This is a genomic window from Peteryoungia wuzhouensis (assembly GCF_003205195.1).
Lineage (GTDB): Bacteria > Pseudomonadota > Alphaproteobacteria > Rhizobiales > Rhizobiaceae > Allorhizobium > Allorhizobium wuzhouense.
On the sequence record NZ_QJRY01000001.1, the window covers coordinates 128,433 to 144,986 of the forward strand.

The window sequence follows — 16,554 nt, forward strand, 5'->3', positions numbered from 1 at the left end:
TCAGGGTCGAGAATGCCGTATCATGTGTGCTTCGCAGACGGGAGATAGATATGGCGATTACGAGTCTTGGACAGATTCCCTTCCTGTATCATTTCACTGATCGGAGGAACCTTGAGTCGATCAGACAGCTCGGCGGATTGCATCCATATTCGATGCTCGTTGAAAATGGTTCCACTATTCCCGCGCCGGGCGGCAACGATTGGAGTCATGACGCGGACGCCATTAACGGTGTGGACCGAGATGTCCACCTCTGTTTTCGGAACAATCATCCGATGGAGCACATCGCCCGGAAAGAAGGTCGAATCATTGACACTATCTTCCTGCAGATCAACGCTTCAGTCCTACAATGGCCAGGCGTCCGATTTGCGGGAGATGTTGCCAACAAGGCAGGCGTAACTCCCGTTCCCATTGCCGACGCCGAACCAATGATCGATTTTGAAGTTCTTTACACACGAACCGATTGGAGAGACCCAACTATCTTAGCGCGCCTTCAGCAGGCCGAAAAATGCGAGGTGCTGGTTCCCCACATAATACCGCTGGCGTTGATAAGGAACATCTAGCAATGGCAGAAAGACCAATCTTCGTTCCAACAAGTGAACACGAAGGCTACGTCAAGCGGGTGGATTTTGAGATTCCATGGGCTAGTGGCTTCGCTGAGGTACAAAAACAGAAGAATATCAGAGCGCTGCATCGAGCGGCGGAACAAGCCGGGTATGCTCCGCTGATGGAGATCTCTAGCAAATCCGACGTCAAGGCAGGTCGCCACCTAAGTGCATTTCATTTGCAGGTAGCTTTCGAGGGTGACAGCATACCGTTGGAGAACGCATTCCAAGGCAGCAAGGTATTTGAAGGTGGTGGACCATTTGTCGATCTTTATCGAGTGGAACCACGGGAGGCTAAACGCGACCCTAGACTAAAGGAATCCGGTCCTCTTGTCGGTTTTCGCTTTAACGGCAAAGATTTCCCGTTGCAGCCGACAACGGTCTTTTATGACTGGCTCTATTTGCGAGCGTTATTTCCCCACCGCGAATGGCTGATGAAGCGCATCACCGTGGATGTGGAATATGCGGGTTTCACCGACATTGAGTTTAACCCTGCCAAATCGATAAACTGCCAAGCAAAGTCATGTGCGTTGTTTGTTGTGCTGATGCGCGAGCACAAATTAGAGTTCTATATGCAAACGCCGGAGGTCTTTGTTAATATGATCGCGCAACATACACACGATCCGGGACCTCACGAGACATATTTGAAGCAACCGCGGTTGAAGATCGCGTAGGATGGCAGTGTTGGGACACGGCTACACCTTGCGCCTTGAATTGCTCGTGCTGTGAGTCAACTTCCGAATAACCAGGGAAACCAAGCATCGAAATGAGGGCCCAAAGCGGCAACGCTTCCGCAACAGGGTCCGTCACTGGTTGCCACGCTCCCCTCACGACACCGCCACCGGCTTCGACCGCATCCGCATCGCCGTTGCCGGATCGGCCCGGCGGCAGAGCCTCGGCGGCAAACCCTTCATGATCAGTTCGGCGTCGGCCACCGCCATTGAGCCCAACGCATAGAAGGCGTCGCGGGTGCCGCCGGTGCGGTGGGCGGAGAGGAGGATGTTGGGGGATTTTCGGATGGGGTCGTCGGCGGCCACGGGTTCTTCCGGGAAGACGTCGGTTGCGACGTTGATGTGGCCGGAGGCGGCCGCCGCGATCATGGCGGGGAAGTCGACCACGGCGGCGCGGCTCATCAGGAGGAAGGCGGCGCCGCGTTTCATCCGGGCGAATTCTCGCGCGCCGATGAAGCCCTCGTTTTCGCTGGTGACGCTGGCGAAGACGCAGACGACCTGGCTTTTTTCCAAGACCTCATCGAGCGTTGCGGGCTCACAATCCTGGCGCTCGATGATCTCGTTTGGAAGCCAGGGATCGAAGACGCGGACCTTGTTTTTGAACGGGCGGATGAGATCGCGAAACGCCTGGCCGAGATCGCCGAAGCCGATGAGGCCGACGGGGGCGCCGGCGAAGCGGAAGGTGTTTTCATTGCCTTCGAGGCCATAAGCCTCGGTGCCCGCTCGGAAATCGCGGTCGGCGGCGGTGATGCCGCGGGCGAGATCGAGCGCCATGGCGAGCGCTGCTTCCGCCACCGGCGCGGCGAAGGCGGAGGCCGGGGTGATCACCCAGATGCCGCGCTCGACGCAGGCCTGATAATCGATATTGGGCAGAAAATTGGATTCGACATTAATGATGGCTTTGAGCTTCGGCGCCCGCTCGAGCCGTTCCTTCGGCATGTCGGTCTGGCCGAAGATCAGCACGGTGTCGGGCAGATGCCGCTCGACCTCTTCGGCCGACATCGGGCGATCCTCCGAGACGATCACCTCGCCCAGCGCCTCCAGCCGCGCCCGGACGGCGGGTTCCATGATCAGATCGAGTGTTCTCGGCAGCGGATCGACCAGAATGACAGCGCGGCTCATCGTTTCCTCCCTCGAGAATCGCAGATGGGCATGAGCTTAGCGCGAAACGGGGCCGGGCGGGGAGGATTGGCGAGAGGGGGAACTCGTCTGTCCGAGGTGGGCGCTCCCGGACAGATCTGGCAATGGCCGATGGTCTGGAGACGATTGCTGATCCGGGACGACGGCTGGCCCCCGGCCCGGTACGGAAGGCTGGAAACGTTGCTTGCGCTTGATGTTTGATGTCGGCCCGAAGCCGACATTGGGGAGCGATATCTGCCAGGCGGCTATGCGCCCCCATATCGGCCTTTGGGCATATTCTGTCGTTTGCCCGAAACCTGCCGGTCCGTTTGCTTTGTCTGCAAAGCGCCAACAGGAGACATTGCGGAGGCAAATTGCAGTGATAGATTGCCCCATGACCCGGACACCGAATATTCCGCCGCAGCTTCACATAGCCAGTAACGCCCATTGGTCGGTGAACCATCGCGTTAACTCGGCACTACCAGGGTATCTGATCATCGCGTCGACAAAAGCGACGAATGATCTCAGTGACCTTCCGGTTGAGGCCTTGAGTTCAATGGGGCATGTTTTTGCGGTCGTTCAACGTGCATTGAAGCTGATCGGCGCACAGAGGGTCTATCTCAGCCGCTTCGGTCACTCTCCCGGCTATCCACTCCATTTCCACGCAATTCCTGTCTACGCGTGGGTCGAAGACCTATTCTGGGAAGATGAGCGTTATAGAGCGCTTCAGAAATTCGCCGACGGCCCCGGCGAGACCCCAACCGATGGGGCAGAGCTCACGCTGTTTATTTGGCGAGAATTCTGTGAACGCCGCGACCCGCCTTCGATCAAAGGTCCCTCCGTAGCCGAGGCCATAGAAGTCCTTAGGGCAACGATCCGATTTTCTTGACGCCAAAGACCGCTTAGGGCCGATAGCGGAAATGATTTCCGCTTTGCGCCCCCCATTGCGGTCGTTCGCCCTGCGCGTGACTGCCCCAGAAGCTGCCACTCGCGCACATCAGACAGGATGTCCGACTCGGGGTGGTTTCCTGCCTGTCCGTGAAGGGTTCCACTACTTGGAAAGCCGACATAGGCAGATGGGCGAAAAGCCCGTGGTGGGTCGCCAAACGCTCAGGCGGCGTTCGCCGCACCGGAGCTACTGGTTGGTGAAACGCGCATCGAAGATGGACTTGACCCAGTCATATTGCGTGCTGATACGGCCGAAACCGCCGGTCGAACCATAAACCGCATCGTCGCCCCAGTCGTTGACCCCGACAATAGCCCAACCCTCGTCGGTCTCGATCCACAGCGAGCCGCCGCTGTCACCGGAGCCCAGCACGCCTTCATATTCATCAACCGGCAGAGGATCGCTGTTTTCGAAGACATTGCTGGAGCCATCCTCGCTGTCGAAGTCGACCAGCAGCTGATTGCCGCCTTTGCCGTCGGGGGCCGGGTCCTGGACCACGTCGATGATGTTGCGGGCCGCAGCGGCATCTTCGCTCTTGTAATATTTGTCGTCCTGGCCGACCGAGCCGATGCCCCTCGAGCCAAAGCCGACCATGGTGGCGAGCTGCCCCAGTTCGTCGTCGCCGCCATAGAGGAGTGGCGGCGTATCGCAATCCTCGACCGGTCCGTTCAATTCCACGATGGCGAGGTCGTAGCCCGGCGTCTCATCGCTGCTGGCGTCGTAATTGGGATGGATATGCACTGCCTTGCCGGTCAATTCGGTGCCAGCGCGGGTGTAATAGGTCCAGTTGGCGGGGTCGGCGCCGTCGCCGAAATTATGCGCCGCCGTCAGCACATAAGCGTTGCCGTCCTGGTCATTGCCGATCCATGTGCCGGAGCCGCCAATCTGCTCGCCGTCGAAAAAGCTCATGATGGCGCAAAATTGCGGCTCCATGGCCAGCGCCCTGGCGGCGCCAAATCCGTCGCCTTCCGCACCCACCGCCCCACCCTGATCGGCCCAGGTGCTGTCGAGAATGATCACCGCCGGGGCTGGACCAGCCGCAGCCAAACTCAGGAGCGCCGTGCCCAGCAGCGCCGATACGATCCTCGATTTCATGCCTCTCCTCTTAGGCTCACTCCGGGCATTTGTGCAATGTTCCACTGTGGTTGATGTTCAGAATGCCGGATGTCGTGGTAATGCCAGCTTCGCGCGAGACGAAGCCTGCGCCTCAAACAGCGCTGTGTCGGTGAAGGGGGGGGGACGGCTGTTGGCGGCGATGGTCTTGCCCTTCGCCTACGGCCAATAATCACAACACACCTTGGGCAATGGCATCGGTTCGTCTCTGTTTCCGCGCAAACGGCGATGGCTTTCAGCCCACCGTTTCATCCCAATACCAGCGCAATGACTTGAACGACAAGATTTCGATCTCGCGAATGGCAAAGATGTACCACCCCGCCGCTCACTCCTCCCCCTCGCCTGCCGCCTTCAGCACCGAGGCCAGCAGGCCCGGAAACCGCGCCTCCAGGTCTTCGGTCCTGAGGCTCAGGCGCCGGCCGCGGCCGAGGGCTTCGTTGCGGATGACGCCGGCTTCGCGCAAAACCTTCATCAGGTGGGATTTCGTCGATTTCGGGATCGCGGGATCGGAGAGATGGCAGTGGGCCATGTCGAGCGGGCCTGAGGAAAGCTGGCGGACGATGGCGAGGCGTTCGGGGTCGCTCAAGGCGAAGAGCACGTCGGTCAGCCGCAGGTCGCGGCGGTCGGGATGGGGCAGATCGGGGCTCGGGATCGTCATGGTTCGAAAATAGTTGAACCATGAACGGAATTCCAGTAGATCTTTGTTCGAAATTCTTCGAACAATTGGATAGTCCGTGACAGACAAGGCCACGTCCCTGCCGCGCGAGCGGCCCTTCGGCTTCCGCCTAACCCTTGCCGCCATGGCGGCGATGATGGCCGGGGCAAGCGCGCCTTCGCCGTTTTATCCGCTGCTGCAGCAGGAGATCGGCTTTTCGGCAGCGACGCTCACCGGGATTTTCGCGGTTTATACGATCGCGCTTCTGGCGACGCTGCTGTTCTTCGGTTCGCTGTCGGACCATCTCGGCCGGCGGCCGGTGATTTCCGGCGGCTTTGCGCTGATGGCGGTGAGCCTGCTCATGTTCTGGCATGCGGAGACCGTGACGGCGCTGATGCTGGCGCGGGTGCTGCAGGGGGTGGCCGCCGGGCTGCTTTTGTCGGCGCTCTCGGCCGTCGTCGTCGATTTCGAACCGAAGAGCCGGCCGGGCAGCGCCTCGATCTGGAACTCGGTCGTGCCGCTGGCGGGCCTTGCCTTCGGGGCGCTCGCCGCCGGCCTGTTGATGGACCTGACGGACGGGGCGAAAGCCGAGGTGTTCGGCACGCTGGTCGTGACCTACGTGATCTGTGCGCTTGCCATCTGGCTGGTTCCGGAGACGGCCGCACGGCATGAGGGCCTGCTCGCCTCGCTGAAACCGCGCATCGGCGTGCCCCAGGCAGCGTCCGCCGCCTTCTGGCGCAGCGCGCCGGCGGTGATTGCCGGCTGGGCGACGGGCGGGCTCTATCTCTCGCTCGGCGCGCCGCTGGTGCGGCATGTGTTCGGACGGCAGGACCATGTCAGCCAGGCCTTCGTCATCGTCCTGCTCTGCGGCTTCGGGGCGATCGCCTGTTATGTCGCGCGCACGCATTCGTCACGCCGCGTCACGCTTTACGGCACGTCTGCGCTGGCGCTCGGCACGGCACTGTCGCTCATCGCCATCGCCTGGCCGTCGCTGCCGGTCTATCTCGTGGCGCTGTCGATTGCCGGCACCGGCTTCGGCACCTGTTTCTACGGCGTGTTGCGCTCGATCGTGCCGGTGGTGCGGCCGGATGAACGCGGCGAATTGTTTGCCGCACTCTTCACCCTCTCCTACCTCGCCTTCGGCCTGCCAACGCTGCTGGCGGGCGTCTCGGTCGGGTTTTTCGGGCTGACCGCCACCGTGCTGGGTTATGGCGCGCTGATCGTGGTGTTTTCTGCCGTGGCGGGATTCTTGCGGAAGTTCCGGACGGCGGAGTGAGGGAGGGCTTTGGCAAGGGCGCCTATTCCAAACCCTCCAACCCCTTGGGCAGCGAAATCCAGATCACGGTCTGTGCTTCCGGCGAATGGCGTGACAGATGTCCCTTGCCGAACGTGTCCTCCACTAGCACGAAACTACCCGCCTTGACGTGCCGCGTGTCGCCGTCGCTCGTCTCATAGTCGACCGCTCCGTCAAGCCGGACGGTGAGGACCGGCTCCGGTACGGTGTGCCAGGATACCTCGCGCATGCCCGCCGGGATGTGAGTGAAGCGGAGCCGCGACGCGGGATAACTGGTGGTCACCTCAAAGGGCACGGCATCGGGATGGACGGCGACTTTCGTCATCGGCATCTCGATCTCGTCGAAATGGGATTCGCCGTCTGGCGTGGCATAGATGCGCAAGCATTTCATGGCGGATCACTCCGGGACATGGTGGCGGTGTGATGTCGCGTAGCACGGGCCGTGCCCAGGCACACGCGTTATACGCGGCCATTCAAACTATTCATGAGTGCATTCGACATCTTCGGTCAATTCTGACCTTTCCGGGTGCCGGCATTCGCCGGTTCTGGATTGACCATATCGCAAACGGTGCCGCGCATGCCCCTTCTTGACGCCACAGCCACGCATCCGATCACGCTGCCGGATGGAACTCTTTATCGCGATACCGTTTACCTGAAAAACGTCATAGACCATCCGCGGATGGAGATTGGCGACTACAGCTATTTTACCCATGCCGGAAAGCCGGAGGAGACGGCGCTCGTGCTTGCGCCCTATCTCGGTCACGGATGCCGCGAGCGGCTGATCATCGGCAAGTTCGTCCAGATCGCGCGAGGATGCATCTTCATTACCAGTTCGGCCAATCACCCGATGACCGGCTTCACCACCTATCCCTTCCGCATCTTCAAGCCGGAAACCTTCGGCTACAAGGACCTGCCGGTGAAGGACACGGTGGTCGGGCATGATGTGTGGATCGGCCATGACGCGGCGATCATGCCGGGGGTGACGATCGGGACCGGCGCGATCATCGCGGCCAGCGCGGTCGTTGCGCGCGACGTGCCGCCCTATGCCGTCGTTGGCGGAAACCCGGCCTCGATCATCCGGATGCGCTTTCGCGAAGAGATCGTTGCCGAGCTTCTGGCCATTGCCTGGTGGGATTGGCCACTTGCCAAGATTGAAGCCCATCTCGTCGCGCTTGAAACAGGCGATCTTGATGCCTTGAAACGGGCCTGATCCCCGCCTGCCGGTTCCCCCCCCCGCCTCAGGCCACTCGCCTGTGCGCCGGCTGCCCGTCCGCCGCGCTCGCATGCAGCCTGAACTGGCTGACGAGATCGCGGAGTTTGGTGGATTCGGTTGAGAGGGCGGCGGAGGCGGCGGTGGTTTCCTCGACCATGGCGGCGTTCTGCTGGGTGGTCTGGTCGAGGGAATTGACGGCGACATTGACTTCCGAGAGGCCGGTCGACTGCTCGCGGGCGGAGGTCGCGATCGCTTCCATGTGTTCGTTGATCAGCGCGATCCGTTCGCCGATCGCCTTCAGCGCCGTGCCGGTTTCGCGCACCAGCCGCACCCCGCCTTCGACCTCGGCCGAGGAGGTGTGGATCAGGCCCTTGATTTCTTTGGCAGCCTGGGCCGAGCGCTGGGCAAGCTCGCGCACCTCCTGGGCAACGACCGCAAAACCCTTGCCGGCCTCGCCTGCGCGTGCCGCCTCGACGCCGGCATTGAGCGCCAGGAGATTGGTCTGGAAGGCAATTTCGTCGATGACGCCAATGATGTTGGAAATCTGGCCGGAGGAGGCCTCGATGCGCTGCATGGCTTCCTCGGCCTGAGCCACCACCTCTGCCGATTGCGCGGCGCTGCGGTTGGTTTCGGTCGCGACCGCCCTCGCCTCGTTGGTCCGCTTGCTGGAATTGCCGACATTGGCGGTGATCTGGTCGAGCGCTGCGGCCGTCTGTTCCAGCGCTGCGGCCTGCTGTTCGGTGCGGCGGGCGAGATCGCCGGCGCCGTTGGAGATCTCGCGCGAGCTGTCGTCGATCGCGCCGATGCCGGAGGAGATCGCGTTCAGGGTGTCGCCGAGCTGCTGGACGGAGGTGTTGAAATCGTGGCGGAGCGCCTCGAAATCCGGGGCGAAGGGCTGATCGAGGCGGAAGGCGAGATCGCCCGAGGCCAGACGCCGCAGGCCGGCGGCGAGGCCGGCGGTCGCCGTGCGCAGCCGTTCTGCCGCATCGGCTTCGGCACGGGTCTGGGCGGCCACGCGATCGAGCTCCAGCTGCCGGCGCTCGGCCTCGGCGCCGTCTTCCATGGCCTTCTTGGCGATGGCGGCCTGGCGGAAGGTCTCGACCGAGACGGCCATGGCGCCGATTTCATCGGTGCGGTCCTTGCCGGGACAGGCAATGGCCGTGTTGCCCGCTGCGAGCTGCTGCATGTCATCGGCCAGCGCCAGAAGCGGCCCGGTGACGGATCGGCCGCAGAGGAAATAGAGGCCGATGCTGAAAACGGCGGCCGCCGCCAGGAGGGCGCCCAGAAGCCGGTTGACGGTGTGCTGGACAACGGCGCTGTGCTCGACCTCGGCCTTCGAGACGAGGCTGATCTGATCGCCGGCGTGTTCCATCGCGCCTTCCAGGTCGGAGAACTGCGCGAGGAAGACGGGCAAGGCGGAAAGGGCTGCCGCCTGATCCTTGCCCGCGAGATCGACGATGCTGGCGGCCCCGTCGATGTAGCGGGTCAGGGGCGCATCGAGATCGGCCAGAACCTTCTGGGTTGCGGGATCATCGACCAGGGACGTGTTCGTCTTCACCACATCGAGGAAGGAGGCCTTGTGCTCCTCCATGTCGGCCGTCACCTCGGCATGGGCCACCCCAGCTGCGGGATTGGCCGAAAGGATCGCCGCCAGCACATCGGCGCGCAGCGCGTCATGCATCATGTCGGCCTGCATGTGGTTGCGCAGGATATCGGCGGATCGGCCGACATCGGCGCCGTTTTTGGCCAGAACATCGGCGGACCACATGCCCACGCCGGCCGTGCCGCCGGCAAAGAGGAAAATCGCCAGGCTCGCCACAGTCACTTTACGCTGAATGGATGCCATAACCGGATCCCGCTTCGTTAGAGTTGCAGCTATAATATTCGAATTTTCTTAATCATCCCTCAATGCAGAAGCGAAGGGCGCCAGACAGCGCTACCACTGCTTGCGGACGCGGGAATGCAGCCAGAGAACAGGGCGACCGGGTCGCCGGGACAGCGCGCGGCTCAGGCCGCAGGGCGTCCCATCGCGTAGAGATACAGCACGGTCTTGCGGCTGTCGGACAGCGTCCAGGTCTCGTCCGGTTCGCGGTCGGGCACGGCGAAGCTGTTGGAAATGAAGAGGCTGCCCGGTTTCATCTCCGCCGAAAGCTTCTGCCAGAGGGCGGCCATGGGTTCGGGCGACAGGAAGGCGTAGACGATGTCCTCCTTCGAGACATCGGCGCGCCAGAGATCGCCGCGGCGGATATCGCCGGAGCGCGCCAGGCGGGACAACAGGCGGGCGAGGAGAAAGACGGCGGGGGCGTTTTCAATGCCGCGCGCCTGGCGGCCGCCGCCGTCCAAAGCCCGCACGACGCCGCCGAGGCCGCAGCCGAGATCGAGGAAACGGATCGCCTTGCGCTCCGCCATCAGGTCTTTGAGCACGCCCGCCGTTTGGCTGTTGGTGAGATAGAGCGGCACCCGGCCGCGCGCCGTGTTGGAAAAGACCAGCGCCAGAACGAGGAAAGCGAGACCGAAGGGCCAGGCAGGCAGATTGCCGGCGAGGAGCGCGCCCGCGAGCGCCAGCGGAAAGAGGAAGGCAATCACCAGCCACCAGACGGCAAGGCCGAGCAACCGGCAGATGAGGGCTGCGAGCAGGCCCTGCAGGAGGACGGCTGCCAGGATCAGCAGCGTGCGGTCGATGCTCTCAGACAGGAGCGCCGTTGCGATCGCCACCAGCGGCATGGCGACCACCTGGGCGAGAAGAGCACCAATGATCGGCGTTCGGGTGAAGACGGACATGGGTTCTCCGGCGGGTTCTGTCGGGCCGGACAGTGGCAGGGGGATGAGCGATTCTCAAGGCTCTTGACGCTTTAGGGCAGTTGTCCTAATCCTATTCCAGGACAAGCGTCCTAGCGCGATGACAGAGGGGAGACGGCGGATGGGGCAGCGGGACACGCATGATCGGATCGTGGCGACGGCCGACGATCTCTTCTATCGGCAGGGTTTCGACCACACGTCCTTTGCCGATATCGCGTCTGCCGTCGGCATTTCGCGCGGCAATTTCTATCACCACTTCAAGACGAAGGACGAGATCCTGACCGCCGTCATCGACAAGCGGCTCTGCGACCGTGCGATGATGATGGAGGGTTGGCAGGCGGAGGTGGCCGATCCGCTCGGTCGGATCGAACGGTTCATCGACATCCTGCTCGTCAACGGCGACAAGATCCGCCAGCACGGCTGCCCGATCGGCACGCTGACCAGCGAACTTGCCAAGCTCAACCATGCCGCCCAGCCGCAGGCCGTGCAGCTGTTTTCACTGTTTCGCACCTGGCTTGCCCGGCAATTCGAGGGGCTTGGCCGGTCCGAGGATGCCGACAGGCTGGCGCTCGAGCTTCTGTCGCGCAGCCAGGGGGCAGCCACACTCTACAACGCCTTCCACGACCGGGATTTTCTCAACCGCGAGGTTGCCGCCATGAAGAACTGGCTGCGAACCGTTGCGGCGACATCCCGGGCCGAGAACTGACACTTTGACCTCTGGTCCCCCAACCGCACATCTTCGGGAGCTTCTCCATGTTCATCATCTTCCTGCGCTTTTCCGAGCATCGCGCCAAGGCCGCCGAACTGATGGCGGCGCACAATGCCTGGCTCTCGCGCGGCTTCGACGCCGGGCTCTTCCTGCTTGCCGGCAGCCTGCAGCCGAATGCCGGCGGCGCGATCCTGGCACAGGGCACCGACCGGGTGATGATCGAAGCGCTGGTGGCCGAAGACCCCTTCGTCGCCGAAGGCGTGGTGACGGCGGAGATCCACGAGATTTCGCCTGGCCGGGTGGACGCGCGGCTGGCGTTTTTGAAAGGGTGAACGGGGTGACGTTTGGGGCATGCCGCTTGCGTGGCAAAGCGGCTCGGCGCGCTGCTTGTTTTCACGGATTATAAACAAGAGACGTGGCAGCTATTGCCGACAAGACGTGTCTTCGAATGTTGCAGGATTTCCCCCATGTCTCGCTTGCCGCTTTACGCCCTTCTGCTGGCTTCCGTGTTTTCCGCCCCCGCTTACGCGGAGGAGGACACGCTGCCCGACCATGCCTCTCCTTCGATATGCGTTGTTATCATCGGCCTTGCGCTCGAAAATGGCGCCATCGATGCCGCTGACGAGGAGGACTACAAGGCCGCTGCCGAAACCTTTCGTGAGAAGTCGGCCGAGCTCAATGGCGGCAAGGACGGCGCCAACCAGATGATCGGCAGCAGCGTCGCTTTTTATGACGCGCTGAGCAAAGCCGATCTCGAAAAGGGCGCCGACATGTGCTTGAGCGCCGAAGACGAGAGCTTTGACGCTGACGAATAACGGATTGCCACGGCCAGCCGGCATCTGACGCCGATACGGCTAGCTTTCCGTTCTTCTGCAATGAACACGCGATAGATCAACCTGTCTCCATCGGCTCGCGATGATCGAGAGACGGATGCGCTCACCGATGACACCCTGTTGTTCGACGTCACCGCAGAGAAAAACCCGCCGATACATCGACGGGTTTACAGGCAGCCAGGGGGCACGTCAGCGCCCGAATTTCAGTCTCATTTCGCCGGCTTCAGGGAGGCCAGCATTTCGCCGAGTTCCTTCTCGTGCGCCGCCTGGGTTTCCTTCGAACCCCAATAGGTGAAGATCAAAACCTTCTCACCGGCCGCCGCGAAGCCAATCGAGACGTCCACCGGACCACTCTCGTCCGTGCCCTGGTAATCAAGGGAGGAAATCTTGAAACCGTTGATATCGGTCTCGGGCGATTCCTTCAGCGTGGCGGGGTCGATCTTGACGCCGTTCTTTGTCAGGAAGTCGATGGCAATGTCGGTTGTCTTGTCAGACGACGCTGCGTCAGCAACATCGATGGAGAAGTAGACAGCCCCGTCTTCGGATGTGGCGTCAATGCCGGTTTCGGTTTCCTGCGGTCCCCAGGTGTCGGGAATGGTGATCGACGCCACAGGAGCGTCGCTGGGGAAGCTCAGTTCAGCAGCAGATGCGCCGAACGGAACAGAGAGTGCGAAAACGGAGGCTATCAGCAGTTTTTTCATGGCTGTCCTTTCGAAGGTCTTGTCAAATCGCGATGCGGGCGATTTGCAGCGGCTTCGATATATTCATGCCGACCAGACCCCGTAAATAGAGACCTGTTGAACGTCGCTGCGAATGCAGACTATTTCTGGTGCGGGGCCTCGATATGGCGGTTTATAGGAGGAAGGGATCGCTTTTGCTTCTTAAACTGCCGGGCGCATAGAGTTTAGATCGCAACCAAGACTTTAAAAGCCAAGAAAGCCTGGCAATGCACTGCGATTTTTCGACGGTGAAGAGAGCCTGACGTCGCGGGAAAGATCACGCCGTCCGGAACGCGTGGGGCGACGTTTGGCGCATGTGGCTTGCGTGGCGTTCGCCGGGCTGGCATCGTCATCGGCTGAGCGGCAAGAAAGGGCGAACCCAGATGGATTTCATGAAGGTTTTGAAATCGCTGGAGGAACTGCTCTATGAGCTGGTATCCTGGCTGGTCTTCTATCCGCTGACGCTGTGGCGGGCCGTGGTCTCGCCTCTGTCGATGATGCGATACGCCGATCTGGAACTCGCCGACCGGATCGAGGACCAGTATGACGATGTGATCAGCCCGCCGCTCTTCCTGCTGATCACGCTTTTGATCGCGCAAGGGGTCTCGACCCTGATCCCGCGCACGGCGGCGGAGGCGACGGCAGAGGCCGAACTTGCGGCCTCGGACACCAATCTGCTGATTGCGCGGGGGGTGATCTTCGGCATCTTTCCGCTCGCCATGGCCGTGACGCTTCTGGTGTCGAAGCGGGCCAAGGTGACGCGCAACGCCTTGCGGCCGCCCTTCTTCAGCCAGTGTTACGTGGCCGCACCCTTCGTCTTCCTGCTCGGGCTTGCCATGGATCTCCTGATCATGCCCGGTGGCGGTGGCGTATATACCGGGATCGCGACGCTGGTTGTCGCGGTCATCTGGTACGGCCAGGCGCAGGTGCGGTGGTTCCGGCTCGACCTGACGATCGGCACGCTGCGGGCGGTCGGCCTGTTTGCCATCGCCTTTCTGATCGCACTCGTCGCAGCGCTGTGCGTGGCGCTGGCCGTAGGCTGGGGTTTGCAGCACTGGAAGAGCTGAGGCGAAGCGCTGAGGGCTCAATGCCCTCTTGGCGGGCGGGCCGGAGACAGCGCATGACCGACTTGGTGGTCGATCAGATGCTGTTCGGCGCTGTCGAAATCGCCGAAGCCATGGAACGCCGCATGGGACCAGAGGATACGGCCGCTGAGGAGCGGCGCGTCGATGGTCGAAATCAGGTGGCCGTGCATCGCGACATCGAAGGACACGAAACGATGTCCCTCAATCGCGGTTTCGGCGACATTGGCGATGGCAAAGCGTTTCTGCTGCGCCATGCTCCCTCCCCGGATGCGCTGGCTGATCAGGCCCGATGCGGCGGGCCGCCCTTCCCCCCCGTATACATCCAGGGGTTTCTTTCGTTTTTGCGCATAATAGGATGGAAGAAAAGGCACAGGCTGTGACTTTTCGTGGGAGAGGCCCACGGCGATGTGGAAAACGGCCGCAGGATGGGGTCTGCGCAGACTTTTGCGGAAAGTGAGGGCGCGGGCCGGCATTGCGCGGCCCGCTTTTTTACCTCAGCTGCGGTTGTCGCGACGCGCCTGGCCATCCTTGACGAATTGCGAGACGCGGCCAACCTCCATCGGATTGACGAGATCGGGACCGCGCTCGTTGGGAACCGACCGCATGCCTTTCTTCGCGCGGCGCGAGGTCGGGCGCACGGGCCGCTTTGCGGCGCGACGGAGGGAGAGCGCCTTTTCGGCATTGTCCCTGAGTTCGGCGCGGGCCGACAGGCGCTTGCGGCGGGCGACCTCGGCATTGACCCGCTGCAGGGCGGCGGAGAGGGCTGCGAATTTTTCGCGGCTGCCGGCATTGTCGGCGGCGGGCTTGGCACCCGACGGGGCGACCTTGCCGCGCATTTCGCGGCGCTGGCGGCTGGCGATGTCGCGCGCCCGGTCACGGCGGTTGCGCAGATTGCGCTGCAAGGCCGTGAGCTCGGTGTCGGGGCAATCCGCCAGTTGCGGATGGCGGGAGGCCTCCACCAGTTCCTTTTCCTCCGCGTCGAGAAGGCGCAATTCCAGTCGGCGTGCCTGGGCCATGTCTGTCTCCCTTGTAAGTTTCAGTCGTTCATACAAGGGGTTAACCCCCGCTCGTCCGGCGGTGTTCCGAAAAAGCGGGGATCTGGAAGCTGACAAAGGTGTGAGCTCGCTGTGAAAGGCCGGGCGGTGCCCTGCCCTTTCGGCGCTGCATCAGACCTTTACGTATTTGCGCCAGTCGTGCTCTTCCTTGAAGCCGAGGACCTCGCGGATCTTGGCGTTGGAAAGCGGTGCTGCAAAGCCGTCGAGATCACCCGTGATCGGCGTGTTCGGGGCGTATTTGGCGAGGAACTCGCGGGTCGGAATGGTGGCCGTGATCGTGTCGTTGACGGCGTTGAAGACCTGGAAGCCGAGGCCATCCTTCTTGACGCAGAGATCGACGATCTGGCCGAGGTCGCGGGCGTCGATATAAGACCAGGCATTGCGCTTGCGGCATGGCGGATCGGCGAGATAACCGGGGAAAGCGGCGTAATCTTCCGGCGAGATGACGTTGCCGATGCGCAGCGCATAGACGTCGATGCCGTAGCGCATGGCAAAGGCGCGCGCCGTCTTTTCGTTGACGACCTTGGAGAGGCCGTAACTGTCCATCGGGTCGGTGTCGTAGTCTTCGGTGAGGGGGAACTGGTGATAGTCCTTATTCCCTTCGGCGAAGCAGACGCCATAGGTGGTTTCCGACGAGGCGATGATCACCTTCCTGATGCCGAGTTTCGCAGCGGCCTCGATGACATTGTAGGTCGAGATCGTGTTGGCGGCGAAGGTGGCATTGTCGGGCTTCATCAGGATGCGGGGGACGGCGGCGAAATGCACGACCGCATCGACCTTCTTCGGACCGCCGCCTTCCTCGTAACCGTCATAGCCGAAATGGCAGGAGAGCGCGTTAAAGACCTCGCCGGGATCGGTGACGTCGGTTAGAAGCGTGTGCACGCCGGGATGATCGAGCACGGTCTGGTCGACGTTCAACACCTTGTGGCCCTTATCCAAGAGATAGGGCACGACGTGACGTCCCGCCTTGCCGCTGCCGCCGGTGAACACGATGCGCTTGCCCATGGGTTTCCTCCTCGAAATTGGGTTGTCGGATGACCAGATAGCGCGGTGGCGGGCAAAGCGTAAGGGGGGAAGATGCGCCGCGACGGCGCCAAAGGAACCCAAGTCATGCCACCCGTGTTTCTCCCGGCACACCGAACCGAGGAGAGACGCCTTGAAACTCGACGATTTTGCAGACAGAGAGCCCGGATTCGTCCTGGAAGCGTTCTTTTCCGGGACATTGCGGGGATGGGGCGTGACGATCGGACGGCTCGGCGGTTTCCAGAACCGCTTCACCATCGATGCGCGCGGCCGCTTCGACGCCTCCGCCCAGGTGCTGTCACTGACGGAGGACTATTTCTTCGACGACGGCCATTCCGACACGCTGACCTGGACGATCCTGAAGCGCGGCGCCAACCGCTACGAAGGGCGCGAAACGCTGATCGACGGCGTGGCCGAGGGCGAGCAGGCGGGCTCGGCCTTCCGCTGGCAGTATGCGCGGGACGTGCCGCAGGCCGATGGCTCGAAGACCCGCTTCGGCTTCGACGACTGGTTCATTCTGCATGACGAGCGCCATATGAGCGTGCATGCCTCGCTGACCAAACTCGGCGTGGAGGTGGCCACCCTGGAGGCGTTCTACGAGCGGGTGGGGTGATTGGGGGGGATCGGATTTTTGCGAGCGCGGGAAGATTTGTGCTTT

General features: G+C 62.1%; 20 protein-coding genes. 10 read left to right on the forward strand and 10 right to left on the reverse strand.

Annotated elements, in window-relative coordinates:
• Nucleotides 1-50 precede the first annotated feature (50 nt).
• Together DMY87_RS00640 and DMY87_RS00645 are read left to right on the forward strand one after the other, a co-directional pair.
• A complete protein-coding gene (locus DMY87_RS00640) occupies nt 51-560 on the forward strand; it encodes a DarT ssDNA thymidine ADP-ribosyltransferase family protein (protein ID WP_110789370.1) in 510 nt (169 codons plus the stop codon).
• 2 nt (nt 561-562) lie between these two features.
• On the forward strand, nt 563-1,276 hold the full coding sequence (locus tag DMY87_RS00645; protein WP_110789371.1) for a DarT1-associated NADAR antitoxin family protein: 714 nt from the start codon (nt 563-565) through the stop codon (nt 1,274-1,276).
• A gap of 153 nt (nt 1,277-1,429) precedes the next feature.
• On the opposite strand, the gene DMY87_RS00650 is transcribed toward DMY87_RS00645, so the two are convergent.
• Nucleotides 1,430-2,455, reverse strand: a complete 1,026-nt coding sequence (locus DMY87_RS00650) for a hydroxyacid dehydrogenase (protein ID WP_110789372.1) — start codon at nt 2,453-2,455, stop codon at nt 1,430-1,432.
• A gap of 391 nt (nt 2,456-2,846) precedes the next feature.
• On the opposite strand from DMY87_RS00650, the gene DMY87_RS00655 reads away from it, so the two are divergent.
• Nucleotides 2,847-3,341: an HIT family protein gene (locus tag DMY87_RS00655; protein ID WP_110790312.1), complete on the forward strand. Its 495-nt coding sequence runs from the start codon at nt 2,847-2,849 to the stop codon at nt 3,339-3,341.
• Nucleotides 3,342-3,587: 246 nt separating this feature from the next.
• Here the strand turns inward: DMY87_RS00655 and DMY87_RS00660 are convergent, their stop codons facing one another.
• Together DMY87_RS00660 and DMY87_RS00665 are read right to left on the reverse strand one after the other, a co-directional pair.
• Nucleotides 3,588-4,493, reverse strand: coding sequence for a trypsin-like peptidase domain-containing protein (locus DMY87_RS00660; RefSeq protein WP_110789373.1), 906 nt, complete (start codon nt 4,491-4,493; stop codon nt 3,588-3,590).
• A gap of 343 nt (nt 4,494-4,836) precedes the next feature.
• Nucleotides 4,837-5,169, reverse strand: coding sequence for an ArsR/SmtB family transcription factor (locus DMY87_RS00665; protein WP_110789374.1), 333 nt, complete (start codon nt 5,167-5,169; stop codon nt 4,837-4,839).
• Nucleotides 5,170-5,245: 76 nt separating this feature from the next.
• On the opposite strand from DMY87_RS00665, the gene DMY87_RS00670 reads away from it, so the two are divergent.
• Nucleotides 5,246-6,442 carry an MFS transporter gene (locus tag DMY87_RS00670; RefSeq protein ID WP_205908122.1) on the forward strand — a complete coding sequence of 399 codons (1,197 nt, stop codon included), beginning with the start codon at nt 5,246-5,248 and terminating at the stop codon, nt 6,440-6,442.
• 22 nt (nt 6,443-6,464) lie between these two features.
• On the opposite strand, the gene DMY87_RS00675 is transcribed toward DMY87_RS00670, so the two are convergent.
• Nucleotides 6,465-6,851: a cupin domain-containing protein gene (locus tag DMY87_RS00675; protein WP_110789375.1), complete on the reverse strand. Its 387-nt coding sequence runs from the start codon at nt 6,849-6,851 to the stop codon at nt 6,465-6,467.
• A gap of 186 nt (nt 6,852-7,037) precedes the next feature.
• Here DMY87_RS00675 and DMY87_RS00680 point away from each other — a divergent pair, with 186 nt between their 5' ends.
• Complete coding sequence (locus DMY87_RS00680) at nt 7,038-7,670, forward strand: CatB-related O-acetyltransferase (RefSeq protein ID WP_110789376.1); 633 nt, start codon at nt 7,038-7,040, stop codon at nt 7,668-7,670.
• Between the two features lie 28 nt (nt 7,671-7,698).
• On the opposite strand, the gene DMY87_RS00685 is transcribed toward DMY87_RS00680, so the two are convergent.
• Both DMY87_RS00685 and DMY87_RS00690 read right to left on the reverse strand, forming a co-directional pair.
• Nucleotides 7,699-9,519: a methyl-accepting chemotaxis protein gene (locus DMY87_RS00685; protein ID WP_110789377.1), complete on the reverse strand. Its 1,821-nt coding sequence runs from the start codon at nt 9,517-9,519 to the stop codon at nt 7,699-7,701.
• 161 nt (nt 9,520-9,680) lie between these two features.
• Nucleotides 9,681-10,454 carry a hypothetical protein gene (locus tag DMY87_RS00690; protein WP_110789378.1) on the reverse strand — a complete coding sequence of 258 codons (774 nt, stop codon included), beginning with the start codon at nt 10,452-10,454 and terminating at the stop codon, nt 9,681-9,683.
• A 139-nt stretch (nt 10,455-10,593) separates the two neighbouring features.
• Here DMY87_RS00690 and DMY87_RS00695 point away from each other — a divergent pair, with 139 nt between their 5' ends.
• The 3 genes from DMY87_RS00695 (at nt 10,594) to DMY87_RS00705 (ending at nt 11,996) form a co-directional block, all read left to right on the forward strand.
• Entirely contained in the window at nt 10,594-11,178 is a 585-nt protein-coding gene (locus DMY87_RS00695; RefSeq protein ID WP_110789379.1) for a TetR/AcrR family transcriptional regulator, read from the forward strand.
• Between the two features lie 47 nt (nt 11,179-11,225).
• Nucleotides 11,226-11,513 carry a YciI family protein gene (locus tag DMY87_RS00700; protein WP_110789380.1) on the forward strand — a complete coding sequence of 96 codons (288 nt, stop codon included), beginning with the start codon at nt 11,226-11,228 and terminating at the stop codon, nt 11,511-11,513.
• A 135-nt stretch (nt 11,514-11,648) separates the two neighbouring features.
• The gene (locus DMY87_RS00705; protein WP_110789381.1) at nt 11,649-11,996 is read left to right on the forward strand and encodes a hypothetical protein; all 348 of its coding nucleotides are present in this window, start codon (nt 11,649-11,651) and stop codon (nt 11,994-11,996) included.
• 227 nt (nt 11,997-12,223) lie between these two features.
• Here the strand turns inward: DMY87_RS00705 and DMY87_RS00710 are convergent, their stop codons facing one another.
• Nucleotides 12,224-12,715, reverse strand: a complete 492-nt coding sequence (locus tag DMY87_RS00710) for a histidine kinase (RefSeq protein WP_110789382.1) — start codon at nt 12,713-12,715, stop codon at nt 12,224-12,226.
• 410 nt (nt 12,716-13,125) lie between these two features.
• On the opposite strand from DMY87_RS00710, the gene DMY87_RS00715 reads away from it, so the two are divergent.
• Entirely contained in the window at nt 13,126-13,800 is a 675-nt protein-coding gene (locus tag DMY87_RS00715) for a permease (protein WP_245408784.1), read from the forward strand.
• Between the two features lie 17 nt (nt 13,801-13,817).
• Here DMY87_RS00715 and DMY87_RS00720 read toward each other — a convergent pair whose 3' ends face one another.
• The 3 genes from DMY87_RS00720 to DMY87_RS00730 form a co-directional block, all read right to left on the reverse strand.
• Nucleotides 13,818-14,072, reverse strand: a complete 255-nt coding sequence (locus DMY87_RS00720) for a hypothetical protein (protein WP_110789383.1) — start codon at nt 14,070-14,072, stop codon at nt 13,818-13,820.
• Between the two features lie 240 nt (nt 14,073-14,312).
• The gene (locus tag DMY87_RS00725) at nt 14,313-14,834 is read right to left on the reverse strand and encodes a hypothetical protein (RefSeq protein ID WP_110789384.1); all 522 of its coding nucleotides are present in this window, start codon (nt 14,832-14,834) and stop codon (nt 14,313-14,315) included.
• Between the two features lie 150 nt (nt 14,835-14,984).
• Nucleotides 14,985-15,878, reverse strand: a complete 894-nt coding sequence (locus tag DMY87_RS00730) for an NAD-dependent epimerase/dehydratase family protein (protein ID WP_110789385.1) — start codon at nt 15,876-15,878, stop codon at nt 14,985-14,987.
• A gap of 151 nt (nt 15,879-16,029) precedes the next feature.
• Here DMY87_RS00730 and DMY87_RS00735 point away from each other — a divergent pair, with 151 nt between their 5' ends.
• On the forward strand, nt 16,030-16,509 hold the full coding sequence (locus DMY87_RS00735) for a DUF3833 family protein (RefSeq protein ID WP_165826115.1): 480 nt from the start codon (nt 16,030-16,032) through the stop codon (nt 16,507-16,509).
• Nucleotides 16,510-16,554 lie beyond the last annotated feature (45 nt).

Excerpts from the sequence above, each read along its gene's own strand:
- DMY87_RS00680 (WP_110789376.1), top strand. The coding sequence starts at position 7,038 with ATGCCCCTTCTTGACGCCACAGCCACGCATCCGATCACGCTGCCGGAT.
- DMY87_RS00725 (WP_110789384.1), bottom strand. The coding sequence starts at position 14,834 with ATGGCCCAGGCACGCCGACTGGAATTGCGCCTTCTCGACGCGGAGGAA.
- DMY87_RS00720 (WP_110789383.1), bottom strand. The coding sequence starts at position 14,072 with ATGGCGCAGCAGAAACGCTTTGCCATCGCCAATGTCGCCGAAACCGCG.
- DMY87_RS00730 (WP_110789385.1), bottom strand. The coding sequence starts at position 15,878 with ATGGGCAAGCGCATCGTGTTCACCGGCGGCAGCGGCAAGGCGGGACGT.
- DMY87_RS00695 (WP_110789379.1), top strand. The coding sequence starts at position 10,594 with ATGGGGCAGCGGGACACGCATGATCGGATCGTGGCGACGGCCGACGAT.
- DMY87_RS00710 (WP_110789382.1), bottom strand. The coding sequence starts at position 12,715 with ATGAAAAAACTGCTGATAGCCTCCGTTTTCGCACTCTCTGTTCCGTTC.
- DMY87_RS00685 (WP_110789377.1), bottom strand. The coding sequence starts at position 9,519 with ATGGCATCCATTCAGCGTAAAGTGACTGTGGCGAGCCTGGCGATTTTC.
- DMY87_RS00675 (WP_110789375.1), bottom strand. The coding sequence starts at position 6,851 with ATGAAATGCTTGCGCATCTATGCCACGCCAGACGGCGAATCCCATTTC.
- DMY87_RS00655 (WP_110790312.1), top strand. The coding sequence starts at position 2,847 with ATGACCCGGACACCGAATATTCCGCCGCAGCTTCACATAGCCAGTAAC.
- DMY87_RS00645 (WP_110789371.1), top strand. The coding sequence starts at position 563 with ATGGCAGAAAGACCAATCTTCGTTCCAACAAGTGAACACGAAGGCTAC.
- DMY87_RS00665 (WP_110789374.1), bottom strand. The coding sequence starts at position 5,169 with ATGACGATCCCGAGCCCCGATCTGCCCCATCCCGACCGCCGCGACCTG.
- DMY87_RS00640 (WP_110789370.1), top strand. The coding sequence starts at position 51 with ATGGCGATTACGAGTCTTGGACAGATTCCCTTCCTGTATCATTTCACT.
- DMY87_RS00705 (WP_110789381.1), top strand. The coding sequence starts at position 11,649 with ATGTCTCGCTTGCCGCTTTACGCCCTTCTGCTGGCTTCCGTGTTTTCC.
- DMY87_RS00690 (WP_110789378.1), bottom strand. The coding sequence starts at position 10,454 with ATGTCCGTCTTCACCCGAACGCCGATCATTGGTGCTCTTCTCGCCCAG.
- DMY87_RS00715 (WP_245408784.1), top strand. The coding sequence starts at position 13,126 with ATGAAGGTTTTGAAATCGCTGGAGGAACTGCTCTATGAGCTGGTATCC.
- DMY87_RS00700 (WP_110789380.1), top strand. The coding sequence starts at position 11,226 with ATGTTCATCATCTTCCTGCGCTTTTCCGAGCATCGCGCCAAGGCCGCC.
- DMY87_RS00660 (WP_110789373.1), bottom strand. The coding sequence starts at position 4,493 with ATGAAATCGAGGATCGTATCGGCGCTGCTGGGCACGGCGCTCCTGAGT.
- DMY87_RS00650 (WP_110789372.1), bottom strand. The coding sequence starts at position 2,455 with ATGAGCCGCGCTGTCATTCTGGTCGATCCGCTGCCGAGAACACTCGAT.